General features: G+C 66.7%; 23 protein-coding genes, 1 tRNA gene, 3 pseudogenes and 1 other annotated feature. Of the genes and pseudogenes, 8 read left to right on the plus strand and 19 right to left on the minus strand.

Features of this window, described 5'->3' with window-relative positions; all coding sequences use genetic code 11:
* The 7 genes and pseudogenes from K0O64_RS16835 to K0O64_RS16865 all read left to right on the plus strand — a co-directional run.
* A pseudogene (locus K0O64_RS16835) lies at positions 1-321 on the plus strand (integrase core domain-containing protein); the annotation flags it as partial.
* Between the two features lie 9 nt (positions 322-330).
* Positions 331-450, plus strand: a pseudogene (locus tag K0O64_RS30375) (hypothetical protein); the annotation flags it as partial.
* A gap of 126 nt (positions 451-576) precedes the next feature.
* Complete coding sequence (locus K0O64_RS16845; RefSeq protein WP_071947130.1) at positions 577-894, plus strand: transposase; 318 nt, start codon at positions 577-579, stop codon at positions 892-894.
* Positions 852-968: a sequence feature (AL1L pseudoknot), on the plus strand. It overlaps the preceding gene by 43 nt.
* Complete coding sequence (locus K0O64_RS16850; RefSeq protein ID WP_096311611.1) at positions 891-1,685, plus strand: IS3 family transposase; 795 nt, start codon at positions 891-893, stop codon at positions 1,683-1,685. It overlaps the preceding feature by 78 nt. Before K0O64_RS16845 ends, K0O64_RS16850 begins: the two co-directional genes overlap by 4 nt.
* Complete coding sequence (locus tag K0O64_RS16855) at positions 1,625-2,974, plus strand: IS30 family transposase (protein WP_225933475.1); 1,350 nt, start codon at positions 1,625-1,627, stop codon at positions 2,972-2,974. The genes K0O64_RS16850 and K0O64_RS16855 overlap by 61 nt, the downstream gene beginning before the upstream one ends.
* Before the next feature lies 1 nt (position 2,975).
* Positions 2,976-3,299, plus strand: a pseudogene (locus K0O64_RS16860) (integrase core domain-containing protein); the annotation flags it as partial.
* 81 nt (positions 3,300-3,380) lie between these two features.
* A complete protein-coding gene (locus K0O64_RS16865) occupies positions 3,381-3,620 on the plus strand; it encodes a hypothetical protein (RefSeq protein WP_071944015.1) in 240 nt (79 codons plus the stop codon).
* A 48-nt stretch (positions 3,621-3,668) separates the two neighbouring features.
* Here K0O64_RS16865 and K0O64_RS16870 read toward each other — a convergent pair.
* Both K0O64_RS16870 and K0O64_RS16875 read right to left on the minus strand, forming a co-directional pair.
* Positions 3,669-3,742 (minus strand) — tRNA-Pro (locus K0O64_RS16870).
* A 78-nt stretch (positions 3,743-3,820) separates the two neighbouring features.
* Entirely contained in the window at positions 3,821-4,588 is a 768-nt protein-coding gene (locus tag K0O64_RS16875) for a sulfite exporter TauE/SafE family protein (protein WP_425574783.1), read from the minus strand.
* 142 nt (positions 4,589-4,730) lie between these two features.
* On the opposite strand from K0O64_RS16875, the gene K0O64_RS16880 reads away from it, so the two are divergent.
* A complete protein-coding gene (locus tag K0O64_RS16880; RefSeq protein WP_071944013.1) occupies positions 4,731-5,414 on the plus strand; it encodes a nitroreductase family protein in 684 nt (227 codons plus the stop codon).
* On the opposite strand, the gene K0O64_RS16885 is transcribed toward K0O64_RS16880, so the two are convergent.
* From K0O64_RS16885 to K0O64_RS16965, 17 genes are all read right to left on the minus strand, one after another.
* Positions 5,411-5,701, minus strand: a complete 291-nt coding sequence (locus K0O64_RS16885) for a hypothetical protein (RefSeq protein WP_071944011.1) — start codon at positions 5,699-5,701, stop codon at positions 5,411-5,413. The genes K0O64_RS16880 and K0O64_RS16885 overlap by 4 nt on opposite strands.
* A 50-nt stretch (positions 5,702-5,751) precedes the next feature.
* Entirely contained in the window at positions 5,752-7,155 is a 1,404-nt protein-coding gene (gene der / locus K0O64_RS16890) for a ribosome biogenesis GTPase Der (RefSeq protein ID WP_071944009.1), read from the minus strand.
* Positions 7,152-7,832: a (d)CMP kinase gene (gene cmk, locus K0O64_RS16895; RefSeq protein WP_071944007.1), complete on the minus strand. Its 681-nt coding sequence runs from the start codon at positions 7,830-7,832 to the stop codon at positions 7,152-7,154. Before cmk ends, der begins: the two co-directional genes overlap by 4 nt.
* Positions 7,829-8,572 carry a pseudouridine synthase gene (locus K0O64_RS16900; protein ID WP_071944005.1) on the minus strand — a complete coding sequence of 248 codons (744 nt, stop codon included), beginning with the start codon at positions 8,570-8,572 and terminating at the stop codon, positions 7,829-7,831. Before K0O64_RS16900 ends, cmk begins: the two co-directional genes overlap by 4 nt.
* Positions 8,565-9,284, minus strand: a complete 720-nt coding sequence (gene scpB, locus K0O64_RS16905) for an SMC-Scp complex subunit ScpB (protein WP_164520090.1) — start codon at positions 9,282-9,284, stop codon at positions 8,565-8,567. The genes K0O64_RS16900 and scpB overlap by 8 nt, the downstream gene beginning before the upstream one ends.
* Positions 9,281-10,102, minus strand: coding sequence for a segregation/condensation protein A (locus K0O64_RS16910; RefSeq protein ID WP_096311613.1), 822 nt, complete (start codon positions 10,100-10,102; stop codon positions 9,281-9,283). Before K0O64_RS16910 ends, scpB begins: the two co-directional genes overlap by 4 nt.
* Positions 10,099-10,962 carry a ParA family protein gene (locus K0O64_RS16915; protein WP_071943999.1) on the minus strand — a complete coding sequence of 288 codons (864 nt, stop codon included), beginning with the start codon at positions 10,960-10,962 and terminating at the stop codon, positions 10,099-10,101. Before K0O64_RS16915 ends, K0O64_RS16910 begins: the two co-directional genes overlap by 4 nt.
* 94 nt (positions 10,963-11,056) lie before the next feature.
* Positions 11,057-12,037, minus strand: coding sequence for a site-specific tyrosine recombinase XerD (xerD, locus tag K0O64_RS16920; protein ID WP_096311614.1), 981 nt, complete (start codon positions 12,035-12,037; stop codon positions 11,057-11,059).
* A complete protein-coding gene (locus K0O64_RS16925) occupies positions 12,034-12,657 on the minus strand; it encodes an NUDIX domain-containing protein (RefSeq protein ID WP_071943995.1) in 624 nt (207 codons plus the stop codon). Before K0O64_RS16925 ends, xerD begins: the two co-directional genes overlap by 4 nt.
* Positions 12,650-14,422, minus strand: a complete 1,773-nt coding sequence (gene pyrG / locus K0O64_RS16930; protein ID WP_096312887.1) for a CTP synthase — start codon at positions 14,420-14,422, stop codon at positions 12,650-12,652. The genes K0O64_RS16925 and pyrG overlap by 8 nt, the downstream gene beginning before the upstream one ends.
* Before the next feature lie 130 nt (positions 14,423-14,552).
* Positions 14,553-15,494, minus strand: a complete 942-nt coding sequence (locus K0O64_RS16935) for a copper transporter (RefSeq protein ID WP_096311615.1) — start codon at positions 15,492-15,494, stop codon at positions 14,553-14,555.
* Positions 15,495-15,519: 25 nt separating this feature from the next.
* Positions 15,520-16,704: a putative cytokinetic ring protein SteA gene (gene steA / locus K0O64_RS16940; RefSeq protein ID WP_096311616.1), complete on the minus strand. Its 1,185-nt coding sequence runs from the start codon at positions 16,702-16,704 to the stop codon at positions 15,520-15,522.
* A gap of 122 nt (positions 16,705-16,826) precedes the next feature.
* A complete protein-coding gene (gene recN, locus K0O64_RS16945; RefSeq protein WP_096312888.1) occupies positions 16,827-18,578 on the minus strand; it encodes a DNA repair protein RecN in 1,752 nt (583 codons plus the stop codon).
* A gap of 7 nt (positions 18,579-18,585) precedes the next feature.
* Entirely contained in the window at positions 18,586-19,506 is a 921-nt protein-coding gene (locus tag K0O64_RS16950; protein WP_071943985.1) for an NAD kinase, read from the minus strand.
* Entirely contained in the window at positions 19,503-20,312 is an 810-nt protein-coding gene (locus K0O64_RS16955; RefSeq protein ID WP_096311617.1) for a TlyA family RNA methyltransferase, read from the minus strand. Before K0O64_RS16955 ends, K0O64_RS16950 begins: the two co-directional genes overlap by 4 nt.
* A gap of 8 nt (positions 20,313-20,320) precedes the next feature.
* Positions 20,321-20,509 (minus strand): hypothetical protein, encoded by a 189-nt coding sequence (locus K0O64_RS16960; protein ID WP_125477449.1) that lies wholly within the window; start codon positions 20,507-20,509, stop codon positions 20,321-20,323.
* On the minus strand, positions 20,506-21,531 hold the full coding sequence (locus K0O64_RS16965; protein WP_096311618.1) for an HAD-IIA family hydrolase: 1,026 nt from the start codon (positions 21,529-21,531) through the stop codon (positions 20,506-20,508). The genes K0O64_RS16960 and K0O64_RS16965 overlap by 4 nt, the downstream gene beginning before the upstream one ends.
* Position 21,532 lies beyond the last annotated feature (1 nt).

Here is a 21,532-nt window from a genome sequence, read left to right on the forward strand (position 1 = left end):
TCCCAGTTCACCTCTATCCGCTACGGCGAGCGGCTCGCCGAGATCGGGGCCGTGCCCTCGATCGGCACCGTCGGAGACAGTTTCGATAACGCTCTCGCCGAGACGGTCAACGGCTATTACAAGGCCGAACTGATCTACGGCCCTGCCCGCACCGGACCCTGGAAGACCGTCGAGGACGTAGAACTGGCCACGCTGAGCTGGGTGTACTGGCACAACACCAGCCGGCTACACAGCTACCTCGGCGACATCCCACCCACCGAATTCGAAGCCGCGTTCTACGATGCACAAAGGACTGACCAACCCCTGGTCGGAATCCAATAGCCCGAGCCTCTGGGAGATCCAGGGCGATTCAACCCCACCACCTGCGGGAAAGTCGAGCGCTTCCACCAAACCCTCAAAAAAGCACTCACCAAGCAACCACCCGCGGCCAGCATCACCGAGCTGCAAACCCAGATCGACGCCTTCGTCGACGAGTACAACCACCGCCGCCCACACCGATCACTACCCCACCGGGCCACCCCCGCCACCATGAAGCACCCCAGGTTTTGTTCCGATCTTTATAGGAGGATCAGGAGCATGCCCCGTCAGTATTCGCCGGAGTTTCGTGATCGTGCGTTGCGGTTGTTGGACACGACGATGGAAGCCTCGGATATTTCTGAGTTTGAGGCCATCAAGTCGGTGGCCAGCAAACTCGGTATCTCGGAGGAATCAGTGCGTCGGTGGCGACGCAAGGCCCAAGTCGATGCCGGAGAGCGCCCCGGAACGACCAGCTCTGAGCACGCCGAGATCCGTAAGCTCAAGCGTGAAGTAGCCGAACTTCGCAGAGCCAATGAACTATTGAAGTCAGCGTCTGCGTTTTTCGCAGCGGAGCTCGACCGCCCCGTGACGAAATGATCGCCTTCATCGATGCACATCGCGATCAGTTCGGGGTCGAGCTCATCTGCCGTGTCCTACGGGCAGCAATCCCGGGGTTTCTCACCGCACGTGGCTACCGCGCTGCTCGAGTGCGTCCAGCATCAGATCGCGAGATCCGCGATGAACAGCTGATCGCTGACCTGCGCACCGTGCACAAGGACAACTTCTCGGTCTACGGCGTCAAGAAGATGCATGCAGCGATGAAACGCCGCGGCTGGCACCTGGGCCGCGAACAAACCCGCCGGCTGATGCACAAGGCCGGGTTGCGCGGTGTGCAGCGGGGCAAACCGGTGTTCACCACGGTCACCGATCCGGCCGATGTGCGGCCGGCCGATCTGGTCAACCGCCAGTTCAGCGCCGCTACGCCGAATCGGCTATGGGTTGCTGACATCACCTACGTGCGTACCTGGCAGGGATTCTGTTACACCGCGTTCGTCACCGATGTATGCACCCGCAAAATCGTCGGATGGGCAGTCTCAACCACGATGCGCACTGAAGATCTCCCGCTGCAGGCATTCAATCATGCGGTGTGGCAGTCGAACTCAGATCTATCTGAGTTGGTCCATCATTCCGACCGCGGTTCCCAGGGCGGATTCAACTGGTCGTCGCAACACCTCGATGATGGAGGTGCGGAGTGGCCAAGCGCAAGGAAGCGAAAGATGTTGGCAGGCGGCGTCAGTGGGCGGCTGATCGTGCGTTGCGGCCCGCGATGCGCTCACCAGGGCGACCGGAGCCCTCGCGTGCGGTGCAGCGCCGGTTCTGGCGGCTGATCGCCCAGGGAGCCTCGACCGACGGTGCTGCCGCAGAAGTTGGCGTGTCATCTCCAGTGGCACAGCGGTGGTTCCGCCACGCTGGCGGCATGTCACCGATTGATTTGGATGAGCCTACGGGCCGGTATCTGTCGTTTGCCGAGCGGGAGGAGATCGCTCTGCTGCGCGCGCAGGGTGCCGGCGTGCGTGAGATCGCCCGCGAGATCGACCGTGACCCCTCGACGGTCTCTCGGGAACTGCGGCGCAACGCGGCCACCCGCAGTGGTCAGCAGGTCTATCGCGCAGGGGTGGCGCAGTGGAAGGCCCAGCAAGCGGCGAAGCGCCCGAAAGCCGCGAAACTCGCGGTCAACCACCGGTTGCGTGAGTATGTGCAGCAGCGACTCGATGGCAGCGTTCGCCGGCCCGACGGCACCATCGTTGCGGGTCCGCAGACCCGAGCCTGGAGGGGGCGCAACAAGCCTCATCGACAAGACCGGCGTTGGGCGACGGCGTGGAGCCCGGAGCAGATTGCACACCGCTTACCGCTGGATTTCCCTGATGATGATTCCATGCGGATCAGTCACGAGGCGATCTATCAATCACTGTTCATCGAAGGGCGCGGGGCGCTCAAACGAGAGTTGGTTGCATGCTTGCGAACTGGCCGTGCGCTGCGGGTTCCGAGAGGCCGGATGCGGAACAAACCGCAGGGGCACGTCAGCGCGGATGTCGTGATCAGCAAGCGCCCTGCCGAAGCTGCCGACCGCGCCGTGCCTGGACATTGGGAAGGTGACCTGATCATCGGCACCGGCCGATCGGCAATCGGCACAGTCGTGGAGCGCAAGAGCCGCTCGGTGATGCTGGTTCATCTTCCCCGCCTCGAGGGGTGGGGGCTGACACCGCCGGTGAAGAATGGGCCGGCGTTGAGCGGATATGGCGCCGAGGCAATGAATGCCGCCCTGGCCGCATCGCTGGCGCAGTTGCCCGCGCAGCTACGTCAAACGCTCACCTGGGACCGCGGCAAAGAGTTGGCCGCCCACGCGCAGTTCACGTTCGATACCGGCACGAAGGTGTTCTTCGCCGACCCCCACTCTCCGTGGCAGCGACCCACCAACGAGAACACTAATGGTGTTCTGCGTCAGTACTTTCCGAAAGGTACTGACCTATCACGATGGTCTGCAGAGGACCTCGAAGCGGTTGCGCTGACGCTCAACAACAGACCGCGCAAGGTCCTCGGGTGGAAGACTCCCGCCGAAGTCTTTGCACAGCAGCTACACTCGCTCCAAAACCCCGGTGTTGCATCGACCGATTGAATTCTCCCAGTATCTGTCGCTCGCATATACCGACCGGCTGATCGAGCTCGGAATCGCGCCGTCGGTGGGGTCGCGTGGCGATAGTTACGACAACGCCCTCGCTGAGGCGGTCAATGCCGCCTACAAGACCGAGGTGATCCGCCGCGGCAAGCCGTGGCGCGGCGTCGACGACGTCGAACTGGCGACCGCCGCATGGGTGGCCTGGTACAACCAGGAACGCCTGCATGAAGCCCTCGGCTACGTTCCACCAGCCGAGTACGAGGCCGCCCTCAGGGGCGCCTCACACCCCGCGAGCCAGCCAGTCCCGGCCCTCGCGCCCAACTAGGAACAAAACCTGGGGTGGTTCACCATCTACACCAGCCGACCCAAAGCCAACCCAGCAAGCCGCATCGACACCCACAACCGCGTGCGCACCGACCGCGTCGACCAAGCCGGGTCAGTCACCCTGCGCGTCAACGGCCGCCTGCACCACATCGGCATCGGACGCCACCACTACCGAACCCGCGTCCTGATCCTGGCCCAAGACCACCACATCACCGTCATCAACGCCGCCACCGGAGAAGTACTGCGCGACCTCATCCTCGACCCCACCAGGGACTACCAACCCACCAGAGCCCCCAAAGGCCCCAAACGGAAAAAGCCCTGAACCCAAAGCAGGCTCAGAGCTATTCCGATGTCTCGAGACATCACACGGTCGGGCTGACAGGATTTGAACCTGCGACCCCTTGACCCCCAGTCAAGTGCGCTACCAAGCTGCGCCACAGCCCGTTGCCCCCGACTCGACGTCGGAAGCAGCGTCGAAAGCCTACCGTAGGCTGCGCCGCGGACCCGAATCGGCCACAAGAGTCACACCGTCAACAACCGGTACAGCCCGATCAGGCCCACCACCACGATGACCGCCCGCAGCACGTTCGGTGACAGCCGCCGACCGTAGTGCGCGCCCAGCCATCCGCCGACCAGCGACCCGACGGCGATCAGACCGGCCGCTTCCCAGCTCACCCGGTCGAACGCCACCACGGTGTAGCCGACCGCCGCGACAATGTTCACCAGCAGCGACAGCAGATTTTTGGCCGCATTCATCCGCTGCATGTCCTCGGGCAGCAGCGCGCCCATCACGCCGATCAGCAGGATTCCCTGCGCGGCGGTGAAGTAGCCGCCATAGATGCCGACCGCGAACGTCCCGGCCACCAGCGCGACCATCCGCTTGGGTGACACATGCTCGGCCGACCGCCCCGCCGCCTCCGCGCGTGAGCGGGCATAGGCCTGGATCCGCGGCCCGATCACGACCAGCACCAGCGCCAAGATCAACAGCACCGGCACGATCTGGGTGAAGACCTTTTCCGGCAGATGCAGCAGCAGGAACGCCCCGATCGCCGCCCCGATCAGCGATGCCGGGATCTGCCACCGCAGTCGATTCCACTGTCCGCCGAGTTCTTTGCGATATCCCCACGTCCCCGAGACCCCGCCGGCAACCAGGCCGATCGCATTCGACATCGTCGCCGTCACGGGTGGGAAGCCGAGGGTCACCAGCGTCGGGAAAGTGATCAACGTGCCCGAACCGACCAGCGAATTGATCGCGCCGGCCCCCATCCCGGCCAGGACGATCACGATCATGTGGGCAACGGACACCACGAAACCCTATCTGGGCACCAGCTCATCACCGACGTCGCCCGCAGGGTCCATCAAAGCCGCTCGCCCACAACGTGATCCAGCACACAGCACCACCCGGGCGCCGCGGCACCTAGCCTCAGTTCCCATGAGCGAGATTCCGAGTACCGACGAGGCGCTGGCCAACCTCTCCATGCCCCTGCTCGACGCGATGATGACTCAGCGAGCCATCCGGCGGGTCAAACCCGACCCGGTCGACGACGCGATCGTCATCAAATGCATCGAACTCGCCCTGCGAGCCCCCACCGGATCCAACGGTCAGAACTGGGAGTTCATCGTCGTCAAAGACCAAAAGGTCAAAGACCAACTCGGCAAGCGCTACCGCCAGCCCTGGTCGATTTACGGAGCGCTCGGCAGACGGCAGGCGGCCAACGACGAGTCGATGCTGAAGATCCTGAAGGCCGTGGAGTGGCAGGTCGATCATTTCAGCGAGATCCCAGTCCTGGTGATCCCCTGCCTGCGCGGCGGCACGCGCGTCCCCTACGTCCCCACGCCGTTCGTCGGCGAGACGTCGTACTTCGGGTCGATCTACCCCAGCGTGCAGAACCTCCTGCTCGCAGCCCGAGCGATGGGCCTGGGCGCATCACTGATCACCATGCCGCTGTGGAACGTCACCTCGGCCCGCAAGATCCTCGGCTTACCGCTGTCGGTGACACCGATCTGCGTGGTCCCGCTCGGCTGGCCACGCGGCCGCTACGGCCCGACGACCCGCAAACCCGTCGAGGACGTGGTCCACTTCGACACGTACGGGAACCGCGGGCTCACGCGTTAGCGGTGGCCGCCACCTCCGCCGCCCCCACCGCCGCTGTGGTTACCGCCGTTCCAGCCGGGTTCGGCGACCTCGGCTTCGGTCAACATGTCACTGGTGTCAGGGATGACCGTCGGCGCGCAGTTCATCGAAAAGCTGTCCTCGGTGTCGGTCTCCGAGCAGGCCAGCACCCGCGGCGCACCGTCGAATGCTCCGGTGAATGCGGCGACGGCAGGCGCGGTGGCGATTATCAAACCGGCGACCCCGTAGGCCAGCCGCCTGGCGAGCGCAGAAGAGATGGCAAACTCCATGCCCGGCAATCTATGCTCAGCGGCGATCAAATACCGTCAAACCCGCCGAATCAACGCGGCTTGAGCTTGCGTTTCTCCCGCACCCGCACGTTGATCCGGATCGGGGTGCCCTCGAAACCGAATGTTTCACGCAGCCGCCGCTCCAGGAACCGTCGATAGCCGGCCTCCAGGAAACCGCTGGTGAACAGCACAAACGTCGGCGGACGGGCAGTGGCCTGGGTAGCGAACAGGATCCGCGGTTGTTTACCACCACGCACTGGCGGCGGGGTCGCCGCCACCACTTCCTTGATCCAGGTGTTGAGCTGCCCCGTCGAGATGCGGGCGTCCCAGGACGCCAGTGAGGTCTCCATCGCCGGCACCAGTTTCTGCACGGCTCGACCGCTCTTGGCCGAGATATTCACCCGGGGCGCCCATTGCAACTGCGCCAACTCGCGGTCGATTTCCTTGTCCAGCAGATAACGCCGGTCTTCGTCCACGAGGTCCCATTTGTTGAACGCGAGCACCAGCGCCCGGCCCGCCTCGATCACCATCGACAGCACTCGCTGGTCCTGCTCGGTCAGCGGTTGCGACGCATCGATCAACACGATCACCACCTCGGCCGTGTCGATCGCGCTGTGTGTGCGCACCGAGGCATAGAACTCATGGCCGCTGGCCTGTCCGACCCGTCGGCGCAACCCGGCGGTGTCGACGAAACACCATGTCTTGCCGCCCAATTCGATCAACGAGTCGACCGGGTCGACGGTCGTGCCCGCGACGTCGTGCACCACGGAACGCTCCGCGCCAACCAACCGGTTCAGCAGCGAACTCTTGCCGACATTGGGCTTGCCCACCAAGGCAACCCGTCGCGGTCCACCGGCAGCATGAGCCACCTCGGACGCGGTCGGTAGAGCTTCGACAACCTGGTCGAGTAGATCAGCCACCCCGCGACCGTGCATCGCGCTGATCGGGTGCGGCTCCCCCAGCCCCAGCGACCACAGCGCGGCCGCGTCGGCCTCGCCCTTCTCGTTGTCAACCTTGTTGGCTGCCAAGAACACTGGCTTACCCGACCGGCGCAAGATACGCGCCGCCGCCTCGTCACCGGCGGTCGCACCGACCGTCGCGTCGACCACCAGGATCACCGCGTCGGCGGTCTGCATCGCCACCGAGGCCTGCTCGGCAACCAACTGCTGCAAGCCCTTGGCGTCGGGCTCCCACCCGCCGGTGTCCTGCACGACAAACCGCCGGCCGATCCAGGAGGCGTCGTAGGAGACCCGGTCGCGGGTCACCCCCGGCAGGTCCTGCACGACGGCCTCGCGCCGGCCGAGGATCCGGTTGACCAAGGTGGACTTGCCGACGTTGGGGCGACCGACCACCGCCACCACCGGCGGCGGCGCGAGGGCCTCGTCCTCGTCGTCGAACCCGTCGTCGGAAAGCTCCCATTCGCTTTCGTCAGACCACGTGCCGTCCTCGCTCATCGCACTGCACCACTTCGCTTTTCGACCAGATCGAGCAGGTGGCCCACCACCTCGTCCTGGGTCATGTCACTGGTATCGACGATGATGGCGTCCTCGGCCGGGCGCAGCGGGGACACCGCGCGGGTCGAGTCCAGATGATCGCGCCGGATCACATCCGCCAGCACCGTCTCGTACGCATCGGGCAGCCCGACGGCGATGTTCTGATCATTCCGCCGGCGCGCCCGCGTCTCGGCCGAGGCGGTCAGAAAGATCTTCACGTCGGCATCCGGAAGCACAACCGTACCGATGTCTCGGCCTTCGACGACGACACTGTCTGTCCCCGAAGCCAATTCGCGCTGCATGGCGACCATCCTGGTGCGCACCTGCGGGACCGCCGACACCGCGGACACCGCGCGGGTGACCTCGTCGCCACGGATTTCGGCCGACACGTCCTCGTCGCCAAGGAAAGCCCGGTCGACATCCGGGTCAGAGCCCACCGACAGGGGGACATCGGAGGCCGCCGCGATAGCCTCAGCGTTGGCCAGATCGATGCGGGCACGCAGGATCGCCAGCGTCACGAGCCGGTACATCGCACCGGTGTCCAGATAGTGCGCGCCGAGTGCACGGGCCAATCCTCGTGACACCGAAGACTTTCCGGTCCCAGCGGGTCCGTCGACCGCCACCACGCATCGGCTCACAGCCCTACCGCCTTGTACAGATCGCCCACTTCCTTGCGGGTCAACGCACGGATACTGCCCGGCCGCTGCTCCCCCAACGTCACCTCACCGATGCTGATCCGCACCAGCGCCTCCACCGGATAGCCCGCCGCCGCCAGTAGCCGGCGCACGATGCGCTTGCGACCCTCGTGCAGCGTCACCCGCACCAATGTCTTCCCCGGCACCGCATCGACCACCGCGAAGTCGTCGACCGCGACCGGGCCGTCGTCGAGTTCGATACCGGCGCGCAGCGTCTTACCCAAACCCTTTGACACCGAACCGGTTACGGTCGCCAGGTACGTCTTCGGCACCTCGAACGAGGGATGCATCAACCGGTGCGCCAGCTCGCCGTCATTGGTCAGCAGCAGCAGACCTTCGGTGTCGGCGTCCAGTCGACCGACGTGAAACAGATTCTTGTTGCCGCGGACTCGATGCTCCACCAGATCACCGATGCACGGCCGCCCGCGGTCGTCCGACATCGTCGAATGCATGCCGACGGGCTTGTTGATCGCCAGGTACATCATCGAGTCGTCCAGGACGATGCGTGCGCCGTCCACCCGGATGTCGGCGTTGGCCGGATCGACCCGAGTCCCCAACTCGGTGACGATGCGCCCGTCGACCTCCACCCGGCCGTCGGTAATCATCCGCTCGGCCACCCGCCGCGAGGCGACGCCCGCCTGCGACAGCACTTTCTGCAGCCGTACTCCCTCTGGCTCAGGCATCGGTGTCCACATCGAAAGAGGCCGGTTCCTCGCCAGACGAGCCACCGGACAGTTTGGCGAAACGTGGCTCGTCGTCCAGGTTTTCACTCAGATCGTCGATCACGTCGACATCGGGAAGCAACGGTGCAATGTCAGGCAGGTCGCCCAGCGACGACAGGCCGAGCCGCTCGAGGAACAACTCGGTGGTGGCGAACGTCGTCGCACCGGTGTCCTCGTCGGTGCCCGCCTCGGTGATCAACCCGCGGGCCACCAAGGTGCGGATCACCGCATCGACGTTGACGCCGCGCACCGCGCTGACCCGAGCGCGGGTGACGGGCTGCCGGTAGGCGACGACCGCGAGCGTCTCCAATGCCGCCCTGGTCAGCTTCGAGCGCGACCCATCCAGCAGCAGTCGCTCCACATAAGGCGCGAACCGGGCCCGGGTGTACATCCGCCAGCCTCCGCCCGCCTCGCGCAGGTCGATACCGCTGTCACGCTCGGCCAACTCCGCGGCCATGGCCTCCAACTTGGCGGTGATCCGATACACGGGCTGCTCGGTCACCGAGGCCAGGGTCTCGGCGTTGACCGGGGTGTCCACCACCAGCAGCAGCGCCTCCAACACCCGGGCCAGCTCGTCATCGTCCATCTCGGCGTGGGCGACGTCGATACCCAGATCGGGCTCCGCGTCGGACCCCAGATCCACGTCGGATACGTCGGCTGCGTCGTCGGTCATGGTTGGTTCGGTTCTTCTTCCCACTCGGATCGGACCAGCTCTTCGTTGACAACCCGGTCTCCGGTCCATGAAACCTGGAGCACACCAAGTGGTTCTGGCTGCTCGAATGCTACCGTCCTGGCCCGATACAGTTCGAGCAGCGCCAGGAACCGTCCGACGATCTGGATCGGCGCCTCACAGTCGGCCACCAGCTCCTTGAACGACGCCCACTGCCCCACCCCGCGCGCCGACAGGAACTCCAGCAGCCGCTCCGCCTGTTCAGGCACCGACACCTGAGGCGCGTGCAAATGCTCGGTGCCGACGGTGGGAACCGGTCGCGGGGTGAACGCAGCGGCCGCGATGTCAGCGAAGCTGGCGGCGTCGACACCCAGCATGACCTCGGGAAGCAGGTCGGCGAAGCGCTCCTCGACGGCCACCGCCCGGGGGTAGCTCCGCAGGGCCGCGGCCTCCAGCTCGGCGAACATCTCGGCGACATGCTTGAACGCGCGGTACTGCAGCAGGCGCGCGAACAACAGGTCGCGCACCTCCAGCAGCGCCAGATCCTCTTCATCGTGGACGTCGCCCGCGGGAAGCAACCGGGCGGCCTTGAGATCGAGCAGTGTGGCAGCAATCACCAGGAAGGTGGTGGTCTCGTCGAGCTCGAGTTCCGGTCCGATCTCCCGGGTGTAGGCGATGAACTCGTCGGTGACCTGATGCAGCGCGACCTCGGTCACGTCGAGGCGGTGGGCGAAGATCAGCTGCAGCAGGAGATCGAACGGACCCTCGAAGTTGGTCAGCCGGACTCGGAAACCCTTTTCGGGTGCCGGTGATTCGGTCACTTGCCGAAGCGGTCGATGACCTCGCGGGCCAACGATCGATATGCCTGTGCGCCAGCCGATTTCGGCGCCCAAGTGGTGATGGGCTCGCCGGCGACACTGGTCTCGGGGAAGCGCACGGTGCGGCTGATGACGGTGTCGAACACCAGGTCGCCGAAGCGCTCCAGGACCCGGGCCATGACCTCACGGGCGTTGACGGTGCGGTTGTCGAACCGGGTGATCAGGATCCCGCTGATCGTCAGCCGCGGATTGAGCCGTTCTTTCACCTTGTCGACGGTGTCGGTGAGCAGCGCCAGCCCGCGAAGCGAGAAGTACTCGCATTCGGTGGGGATGACGACGCCGTCGGAGCAGGCCAGCGCATTGACGGTGAGCAGGCCCAGTGACGGCTGGCAGTCGATGAGGACATAGTCGTAACGATCGAGCACCGGGTGCAGGGCGCGGGCCAGGGTCTGCTCGCGGCCGACCTCGTTGACCAGCTGGATCTCGGCGGCCGACAGGTCGATATTGCTGGGCACCAGGTCCAAGTTCTTGACCCGGGTGTTGATCAGCACCTCGTCGATGCTGACCCGCGGCTCGACCATCAGGTTGTGCACGGTGTGGGTCAGCTCGTAGTGCGGCACGCCGAGCCCGGCCGACAGCGCGCCCTGCGGATCGAGGTCCACCAGCAGCACCCGGCGGCCGTATTCGGCCAGCGCCGCCCCGAGATTGATCGTGGAGGTGGTCTTGCCCACCCCACCCTTCTGATTGCACATCGAGATGACGGTGGCCGGACCGTGCGAGGTCAGCGGCTGTGGTTCGGGAATGTGGCGGGGCGGGCGGCCGGTGAGACCGATCGGTGTGGCTTCGTCTGCCTCGTCGGTCACGCCGTGCCCCCCGTCATCAGGCTTTTCTGCGGCGTGGCGAACATCCGCGAAAGTCTAACGGTGTGTCGGCTCCACAAGAGGCAGACCCGCGACATCATGCGCGCGGATGTGCGCCGGCCCATACCTCCCGCAGGGCATGCACCGTGACCAGCGTGTAGATCTGCGTCGTCGTCACCGAGGCGTGCCCGAGCAGCTCTTGGACGACGCGGACGTCGGCGCCGCCGTCGAGGAGATGGGTGGCGAAGGAGTGCCGCAGGGTGTGCGGCGACACCGCCGAGGAGATGCCGGCCCGTTCGGCGGCGTCCTGCAGTACCTGCCAGGCGCTCTGCCGCGACAGCCGGCCGCCGCGGGCATTGAGGAAGATCGCCGGCCCTGGGGCAGGAGCGGAGCGACCCGGGGACGATCCGAGCCCGCGGCCCCGGCGCGCCAGGTCGGGACGGCCTCGCACCAGGTAGGCGTCCAGGGCGGCGATGGCCGGGCGACCGACGGGCACCAGGCGCTGCTTGCCGCCCTTGCCGCGCAGCAATACCGATCGGGCTTCGGTGTCGACGTCGTCGACGTCGAGGCCGACAGCCTCGGAGATTCGCGCGCCCGTGGAATACAGCAGCTCCAGCAGTGCGCGGTTGCGCAGTGTGAGCGGCCCGTCGGACGGGCTGTCCCCGCCGGCACCTTCGAGCAGCGCCAGCACCTCGTCGAGGGTGAGGCTCTTCGGGAGCCGGCGACTCGGTGTGGGCGGCTTGACCGCCCGGGCGACGTCGACACCGATGATTCCTTCGGCGGCGGCGAACCGGTGAAACCCGCGCACCGCGATCAACGCGCGCGCGGCCGAGACCGCCGACAGCGGCACAGCGCCGGTGTCGGGATCGCCGCGGCGCAGCGCCACGAGAAACTCGCTGACGTCGTTCTCGGTGACCCCCGCCAGGTCGTCGATACCACGCAGGCGCAGGTGCTCGACGTAGCGGCGCAGATCGCGCCGGTAGGAACTGATGGTGTTGGCGGCCACCCCGCGCTCGATCGTGAGGTGGTCGAGGTAGCCCTGCAGCTGGCCGTCCAACGCCGGGCGGAACGTGGTCATGAGCCGGCCTTGCGGGCGGCGAACGCCTTCGAACGATCAGGCCACGGCGCATCGACAGGCCGAGTCGGCTTACCCTCGACGACTGCGGCGTACGTCGCCAGAATGCCTGCTGCTGCAGTGGAATTCACGATCTCACCGGCCAGCACCTTGTGCGCGGCGTCCTCGATACCGAACCAGTGCACCTCCATGTCGGCTTCTTCGTCGTGGCCGTCGGGACGACCGACGTCGACCAGACCCCGAGCGAGGTACACCCGTAACGCTTCGTCGGCGAAACCCGGCGAGGACACCAAATCGACCAGCACGCTCCAGTGCTCAGCGGTGAGGCCGGTCTCTTCGAGCAGCTCGCGCGCCGCGGCTGCCGCCGGATCCTCCCCCGGTTCGTCGAGTAGTCCGGCCGGCAACTCCCACAGCCGGCGGCCTACCGGATGGCGGTACTGGTACACCATGGCCACCCGGTAGGCGTCGTCGACCGCGGCGACCGCCACCGCACCGTAGTGTTCGACCACTTCACGTTTGGCAGTGTGACCGCCGGGCATGCGGACCTGATCGGTCCGCAGAGCGAGAATGCTTCCGCGGTAAACGGTTTCGGAGGAGACGGTCTCGAAGTCGTGGTCAGCCACGAGCCGAGTGCTCTGGAACCTGCTCGGCCAGCGGCTGGGCCGACTGATCCGGACGTTCCTTGCCGTTGGAGTGCTGCTCGGGGATCTCCAGGGACAACCGCTCGGCCGCCTTGTAGTCGATCGCCGCACCGACGAACGAGACGAACAGCGGATGCGGTCGGGTGGGCCGGCTCTTCAGTTCGGGATGGGCTTGCGTGCCGACCAGGAACGGGTGCACGTCGCGCGGGTACTCCACGAACTCGACCAGATGACCGTCCGGTGAGGTGCCCGAGAACTGCAGCCCGCTCTGGGCGATCCGGTCGCGGTAGGAGTTGTTGACCTCGTAGCGGTGCCGGTGACGCTCGGACACGTGCGTCGAGTCGTACGCCTCGGCGACGATCGAACCGACTTCCAGCGTCGCCGGGTAGGCGCCCAGGCGCATGGTGCCACCCAGATCGGCGTCACCGGCGACCGCGTCGCGCTGATCGGCCATCGTGGAGATCACCGGATCCGGTGTGTCCGGGTCGAATTCGGCCGAGTTGGCTTCGGCCAGACCCACCGAACGTGCGGCCTCGATCACGATGCACTGCAAGCCCAGGCACAGGCCCAGCACCGGCAGTCCACGCTGGCGGGCATGGCGGATCGCACCGATCTTGCCCTCGATGCCGCGGATGCCGAACCCACCGGGAATGAGGACTCCGTGCACATCACCCAGCGCAACGGCAGCGCCGCTGTCGGTCTCGCAGTCGTCGGAGGCCACCCAGCGCATCTCGACCTTGGCGCGGTGGGCGAATCCGCCGGCGCGCAGCGCCTCGGCCACCGAGAGGTAGGCGTCGGAGAGGTCGACGTATTTGCCCACCAACGCAATTCGCACGGTCTCCTTGGGCTCGTGCACCCGGCGCAGCAGGTCGTTCCACTGCGTCCAGTCGACGTCGCGGAACGGCAGATTGAGCCGGCGCACCACGTAGGCGTCGAGCTCCTCGCGGTGCAGCACCTTCGGAATGTCGTAGATCGACGGCGCGTCGGGGGTGGAGATCACCCCGTCGATGTCGACGTCACACATCAGCGCGATCTTGTTCTTCAGCGGCTCCGGTACGTCGCGGTCACAGCGCAGGATCAGCGCGTCGGGACTGATACCGATGCTGCGCAGCGCGGCCACCGAGTGCTGGGTGGGTTTGGTCTTCAGCTCACCCGACGGCGCGAGATACGGCACGAGGGACACGTGAAGGAAGAAGCAGTTCTCCCTGCCGACCTCATGGCGCACCTGGCGTGCGGCTTCCAGGAACGGCAGCGACTCGATGTCACCGACGGTCCCACCGATCTCGGTGATCACCACGTCGGGACGGTTGCCCGCGGCGTCGGGCTCGGCCATCGCCAGGATGCGGCCCTTGATCTCGTCGGTGATGTGCGGAATGACCTGCACGGTGTCGCCGAGGTACTCGCCGCGACGCTCCTTGGCGATCACCGACGAATACACCTGCCCGGTGGTCACATTGGCCGACCCGGACAGGTTGCGGTCTAGGAAGCGTTCGTAGTGACCGACGTCGAGGTCGGTCTCCGCGCCGTCCTCGGTGACGAAGACCTCGCCGTGCTGGAACGGGTTCATCGTTCCCGGGTCCACGTTCAGATAGGGGTCGAGCTTCTGCATCGTCACCTGCAGACCGCGTGCGGTCAACAACTGACCGAGGCTGCTGGCGGTCAGACCCTTGCCGAGCGACGAAACAACTCCACCGCTGACGAAGAGATGCTTGGTAGCGGTCTGCGGGTGCTTGCGCAATGGGGGCAAGAGCAACCTCCGTGACGTCGGGCAGGGGATCGCTGTGAACTGCCTGGGCCTGCCTACCCACGGAATCTCACCCTAACACCGACGCCGACAAGCGTGCGCTAACACGCGGGTGGCCTTCGTTACCCCTGAGTTACTGCGGGACGGTGACCGAAGCTGCGCCCGGCCCGATGCCGAACTTGCCCGACGGCGCGCCGTTGATCAGGTTCTGCAGGGCCAGCACTGTCGTGATGCGGCCCGATTCCGCGCTGATGTCGTCGACGGTGGTCACATCGGCGGCCATACCGGCATCGGCACGGGTCACCGCCAGGGCAGAAGTTCCGGTGGCCGAGCCGTCCCGCCCGGCGAGCACCGTCCCCGACCCGTGCGGTGCCATTCCCGCGGCGAAGCGGGCGACCGTCGAGCCCTGGTTGCCTGCATCGTCACCCAGCGCTCCCCCGGTGACGACGACGGCGGTGTTGGCCGCACCGATGCGATCGCCCTGGTAGGTGAGGAAACCGGTGTCGCGCAGCGCCGCCAGCACGGTGTCGCGCTGGGTGTCGTCGGCTGGGCGGATCGCGGGGTTGCGGTTGATCAGCAACGCGATGCCGAGCAGGTCACCTGCTTGTGAGCCCTGGTCGACCAGCGTGGTACTCAGCTGCGCACCGGCGGGCACGATCGACGAGTTGACCACCGAGCGCAGCTTCTCCGCGGAGTTCGCGTCGACGAACTCCCTCGTGAGCGCGACCGTGCCGGTGACGATGCCACCGGCCTGACCGACGATCCGGTTCATCGCCGCCACGTCGTCGTTGTCGGCGTCAGGGGTGCGGAACAGCACCACCGACTTGCCGGCCAGCGCGTCCTTGACGATCCGACCCGACATCTGCTTGTCGAAATCATCAGCCGCACCGAGCTTTTCGTTCAGCGCGTTGCGCTGATCGGTGAGCGAGGTGATCTGCTTGTTCAGATCCTGCTTTTCGTCGCGCAACCCGGACAGCAGCGTGTCGGAGAGCACGCCGGAGCCCAGGAAGACACCGACGGCCAGCGCAAGGAACACCGCAGCCAGCGAAATGGCATGGTGGCGTAGCGAAATCACAGCGATGAGCCTTTCTGCTCTACGCCTAGGTCACCCAGCTCTGCACCCACAGCGAGAAGCGATTCCAATAGGTCACGATCCAGTCGATGACGAAGGTGTCGGCCCGCGACACCCACAGGGCGGCGATGATGGCGAACAGCACCGCGAGGATCAGCATCGCGATCGCGCCACCTGAGATGTGGTTGCGATACAGCGTGGCAACGGCTTTCGCGTCGACCAGCTTCTCGCCGACCTTCAGCCGGGTGAGGAACGTCGACGGGTTGCTCTGCTGGCGCGAGCGGTCGAAGAACTCTTCGATGCTGGCCGAATGCCCGGCGGTGACGATCAGCGAGGCGCCGTGGTGGTCGACGAGCAACAGCGCCAGGTCGGCGGCGGAGCCCGCGGCGGGGAACGTCATCGCCCCGATGCCCAGATCCTGAATCCGCTCCAGGCCGTTGGCGTGGCCGTCGGCGTCGGCGGGAAGCACCACCTGCGCACCGCTCTTGAGCACATCGGCGCTCATCTGGTCGGGGTTGCCGACGATCAGCTGGGGCCGGTAGCCGTTCTTCTGCAACAGGTCGGCGCCGCTCTCCACACCGATCAGCACCGGCTGGTACTCCTTGATGAACGGTTTGATGGCTTTGAGGTCATCCTCGGCGCCCGGTCCATCGGCGACCACCAGGACGTGGCGGCGGTAGACGTCGACGTCGATATCGGGAATGCCGATGCCGTCGATCAGCAGCGGGCTCTCGCTGCGGATGAACTCGATGGTGTTGCCCGCGAAAGCCTCCAGGTGCGCGACCAGTCCCGTCTTCGCGTCCTGCATGAGGTCGGCGATCTCTTCATCGCTGCGCTCCACGCCCAGGGCCAGCCGGCGATCACCCGCATACACCCCACCGTTGTGCAGCCGGATCTTTGCGCCGTCCTTGATTTTCTTGAAGACCTCGGGACCCGCGGTGTCGATCAGCGTGATGTTGTTGGCCACCAACACTTCCGGGCCGAGGTTCGGGTACCGGCCCGAGATCGACGGGGAGGCGTTGACGACGCCGGCGATGTTGGCGTCGACCAGAGCGTCAGCGGTCATCCGGTCCAGGTCGAGGATGTCGAGCACGACGATGTCGCCCGGGCCGATGCGACGCAGCAGGCGGTCGATGTCGCGGTCGACGCGGGCGGTGCCCGTGACTCCTGGTCGTGCACCGGTATTACGGGAGAGAAGCGCTGACATCTTCATGCTGGGATTCTGTCGGCGACCGGACGGATATCCGCGGAGGCGCGCCGTAACACCAGCCACACAAGTCACATTTTGTCACAGCAGTAACACGGTTCGGACACGCGATCTGCTGCGTTACGACTTCAGCTGAGCCGTTCCTCCTGCGCGGCCTCGAGCAGCTCACGGGCGTGCGCACGGCCGGTGTCGGACTCCCCGAGCCCCGCGAGCATCCGCGCGAGCTCACCGACCCGCTGTTCGGTGTCCAGGCGCCGCACCTCACTGGTTCCGTTGCCGGCGCTGTCGACGACGAGGTGGCTGTCGGCGTAGGCAGCGACCTGCGGCAGGTGCGTGACGACGATGACCTGGTGGCTGCGGGCCAACCGCGCCAACCGACGGCCGATCTGCACCGCGGCCCGGCCACCGACACCGGCGTCCACCTCGTCGAACACCATCGTGGTGCCCTCCGCCGAGGCGGCAAGCACCACCTCGAGGGCCAGCATCACCCGGGACAGCTCGCCGCCGGACGCGCTCTTGTTCAGCGGCAGTACGTCGGTGCCGCGGTGTGCGGTGAAGCCGAACTCGACCAGGTCGATACCTTCGCTTCCCGCGTGCACGGTCTCGCCGGACGGCAACCGCAGCGGTGCGCTGTCGTCCTCGCGGGCCGGCATCAGCGACACCGTGACGCTGAAGTCGGCATGCGTCATCGCCAACCCGGTGAGCTCGGCGGTGATCGCCTTGGCCAAGCCTTTCGCCGCCTTGGCGCGCGCCTTGGACAGCTCGAGCGCGGACGTCGCCACCTGAGCGGCCAGCTCGTCGACGGCACGGGCCAGCCCGGCCAGCGCATCTTCGGAGACGTCGAGCTGCGCCAGGCGTTCCCGGGATTCTTTGGCCCACGCCAGCACACCGTTGACGTCCGCGGCGTACTTGCGGATCAGGCTGCGCAGCTCCGCCTGGCGGGCCAGCTTGGTCTCCAGAGCGCTGGCGTCGTCGGGCAGGTCACCCAGGAAGTCACCGAGTTCGCGAGCGACATCACCGACAACGGTCAACGCGTCCGTGAGCTGTCGGGACAGCGCACCCAGCGCGGGATCGTCGGTCGACTGCAGCAGCGCCGCTGCGCGGCCCAAAGTGTCTGTCGCCGAATGGGGTTCGCCGTCGGCGAGGTCATCAGCCGACAGGTTGGCACGAGCACCGGCCACGGCCTCGCGCAGCGCGTCGAGTTCGGAGAGCCGGCGGATGTCGGCCACCAGCGATTCATCCTCGCCCGGGGCCGGGTCGACGCCGTCAATCTCGGTGAGCGCGAACTTCAGCCGGTCGGCCTCCTGAGCCAGCTCCCGAGCCCGGTTGGTCCGGTCGACCAGATCGCGCCGGGCCACCTGCCACTGATCGCGCAGCTTCCGGTAGCGCTCGAGTTTGGCGTCGACCCCGGCGAAGCGGTCCAGCGCGGCGCGCTGCTCCTCGGGTCGCATCAGTCGCAGCTGGTCGTTCTGGCCGTGCAGCGTCAGCAGTTCGGCGGTGAACGTCGACAGCGACTTGGCCGGCACGCTGCGCCCACCGAGGTAGGCCCGCGACGGCCCGTCGCGGCTGACGGTCCGCAGGGCGATGATGCTGCCGTCATCGTCGCGGTCGGCGCCGGACGAATCGAGAATCTCGTCGATCTGCTTGCCGGTGGCGTCGTCGAGTTCTGCAGTGGCGAAACGGCCTTCTACGACGGCCCGTTCGGCGCCCGACCGTACCCGGGTGGCGTCGGCGCGCGCACCGCCCAGCAGATGAAGGCCGGTCACCACCATGGTCTTGCCGGCGCCGGTCTCGCCGGTCAGTACTGTCAGGCCGCGGTCGAACTCCGCGGTGGCGGCGCTGATCGCGCCCAGCGACTCGATTCGAATCTCGGCCAGCATCGCCAGATCACTGCCCCCGCCAGCCGGTGACCGGCAGGCGGAATTTGCGGACCAGCCGGTCGGTGAACGGCGCACTGTCCAGCCGCACCCACTTCAACGGTGTCGTGCACTTGGTCACCTCGAGCCGTCCGCCCGCCGGCACCCGCATCTCGCGGCGGCCGTCACAGAACACCAGCGCCTCGTGGCTGTCGTCCTCGATCTCGATCGCGATCAGCGCGGTAGGGCTGGTGACCATCGGACGCGCGAACAACGCGTGGGCATTGTTCGGCACCACGATGATTGCCTCCAGGTCCGGCCACACCACCGGCCCGCCGGCGGAGAACGCGTAGGCGGTCGACCCGGTGGGGCTCGACACCAGCACACCATCGCAACCGAAGGACGAAACCGGCCGTCCGTCGATCTCCAGGACGACACCGATCACCCCGAGCCGCGCACCTTTTTCGAGGCTGGCCTCGTTGAGCGCCCACCCGCGAGTGATGACCTCTCCCTTGGCCCGTACGGCGATATCGAGCGTCATCCGTTCCTCGACGCGGTAGCTGCGGTCGACGACGTGTTCGAGGACGGTGTCGATGGCTTCGGCTTCGGCCTCGGCGAGAAAGCCGATGCGGCCGAGGTTGATGCCGAGGACTGGGATCTCGGCGTTGCGCGCCAATTCGGCGGCCCGCAGGAAGGTTCCGTCACCGCCGAGGACGAGCACCAGCTCGCACCCGACGGCCGCATTGGCGTCGGCGTCGACCACCTCGGTGGTCGAGCCCACCGCCTGCATGTCGTTGGGATCGAAATGCGAGGCCCGGTCGACAGCTTCGGCGGACAGCAACCGCAGCGTAATGCCGTTGTCGCCCAACACCTTTTCCACCCGGCGAGCCGTCTCGGTGGCTTCGTCGCGGCCATTGTTCACGACGAGCAGGATCGCCCGCTCTGAAGTCATTGCGGTCCTTCCGCGACGGCGCGGCGTACCGCGGCGTCCAGTTCGTCTCCGTGCAACCCACTGTCCGTTTCGGCACGCAGCAGGAGAAAGTATTCGACATTGCCCGACGGGCCGGGCAGCGGGCTCGCGGTGGCGCCGACCGTCTGCCAACCGAGCTCACCGGCGCGGGCGGCGACGGCCAACACCGCGGCGGTCCGCAGCGCCGGATCCGACACCACACCACCGGCGCCGACCTGCTCGCGCCCGACCTCGAACTGTGGCTTCACCATGGGAACGATATCGGCGCGCGCCGACGCGCAGGCAGTCAGTGCGGGCAGCACCGTGGACAGCGAGATGAACGACAGGTCCGACACCACGAGGTCGACGGGGCCGCCGATCGCCTCCGGCGTCAGATCACGGACGTTGGTGCGCTCGATGACAGTCACCCGCGGATCCGAGCGCAGCGACCAGGCCAGCTGCCCGTAACCGACGTCGACGGCCACGACTTCGGTCGCGCCACGGTCCAGCAGCACCTCGGTGAAGCCCCCGGTCGATGCACCGGCGTCCAGGCACCGCCGCCCGGCCGGGTCGATGCCGAAGGCGTCCAGGGCACCGATCAGCTTGTGGGCGCCGCGGGACACCCAGGTGCGCTCGTCACTGGCGTCGACGGTGAGGTTGGCGGTGACGGCCACCGCGGTGGCGGGTTTGACCGCCCGCATGCCGTCGATGCTGACCCGGCCTGCGCCGATGAGTTCGGCGGCCTGCTGTCGTGAACGTGCCAAGCCGCGACGGACCAGCTCAGCGTCAACCCGGGCACGCCGCGTCATGCGCGAACTCAGCCCTTCTCCACCGATTCCAGCGCATTGACCAGGATCTGGTGCGCTTCCTCGAGCTGCCGTCCGACGGCGTCGATATCGACACCGGCGACGTCGGCGCTGTCCGGGTCGACGCTGGGCAGCTGAGCCAGCACGGCGTCGATGTCGGCGCGGATCTGTTCGGGGTCGGTGTTCATGTCACCGTTCACGCTAGCTGATCCTGAGCCGTCAGCAGGGACCAGCGCTGCAGCGCGGCGCGTGCGGTGTCGTCACCGGCTCGCACGGCGAGCTGACGTCCGTTCCCGGCCGCGTCCCACACCGCCCGCGCGGTGGCGCGGACCACCGAGAGGCCGTCCTGGCTTTCATCTGCAGCTGCCGCCGTCACGGTGACCGCACCATCGGCGACCTCAGCCCGCCACGCGGCTTGTTCGGCGACCTCCAGGTTCTCCGCGCCGGTGTGCAGATCCCGAAGGTCGGCACCGATGTAGGTGGGCCGCTGCTCGGGTACCGCGTGCACCACCTCAGCGGCCGTGCTGACCCCGCACAACACCATGAGGCTGGGCAGATCTGTGGCATTCGCACCGGCAATATCGGTGTCGAGGCGGTCACCGACCACCAGTGGCGTGTCAAATGAGCCCCGCGCCAACGCATCCCGCATCAGGGCGGGAGCAGGTTTGCCGGCCACCTGGTAATCGGCGTCGGTGGCGGTGCGCAACGCGGCGACCATCGAACCGTTTCCGGGGAGCAGTCCTCGCTCGGTGGGCAGCGTGCGGTCGACGTTGGCAGCGACCCACAGTGCGCCAGACCGGATGGCCAGCGCAGCCTCGGCCAGGTCCGGCCATGCGGTCGTCGTCGAGTGCCCCTGCACCACGGCAACGGGCTCGTCGTCGAAACGTCGGACCGGCTTCAGACCGACGGCCTCGACCTCACCGGCCAGCGCGTCGGTTCCGACGATCAGCACCTTCGAGCCGGGCTCCAGCTGCTGAGCAAGCAGGCGAGCCGCGCTCTGGGCACTGGTCACCACATCGGCAGCATCCGCGGTGAACCCGAGCTCGCGTAGATGGGCAGCCACATCGTCGGCGGCGCGGGAGGCGTTGTTGGTGACGAACAGTTTGCGAATCTGCGCGGCATCGAGGGCGTCGATGGCACCTTCGGTCGGCGCGTGACCGCGGAACACGGTGCCGTCCAAATCGAGCAGCAGGCAATCATGTTGCTGCACAAGGGTTGTCACG

Source organism: Mycolicibacterium pallens (assembly GCF_019456675.1).
Classification (GTDB): domain Bacteria; phylum Actinomycetota; class Actinomycetes; order Mycobacteriales; family Mycobacteriaceae; genus Mycobacterium; species Mycobacterium crocinum.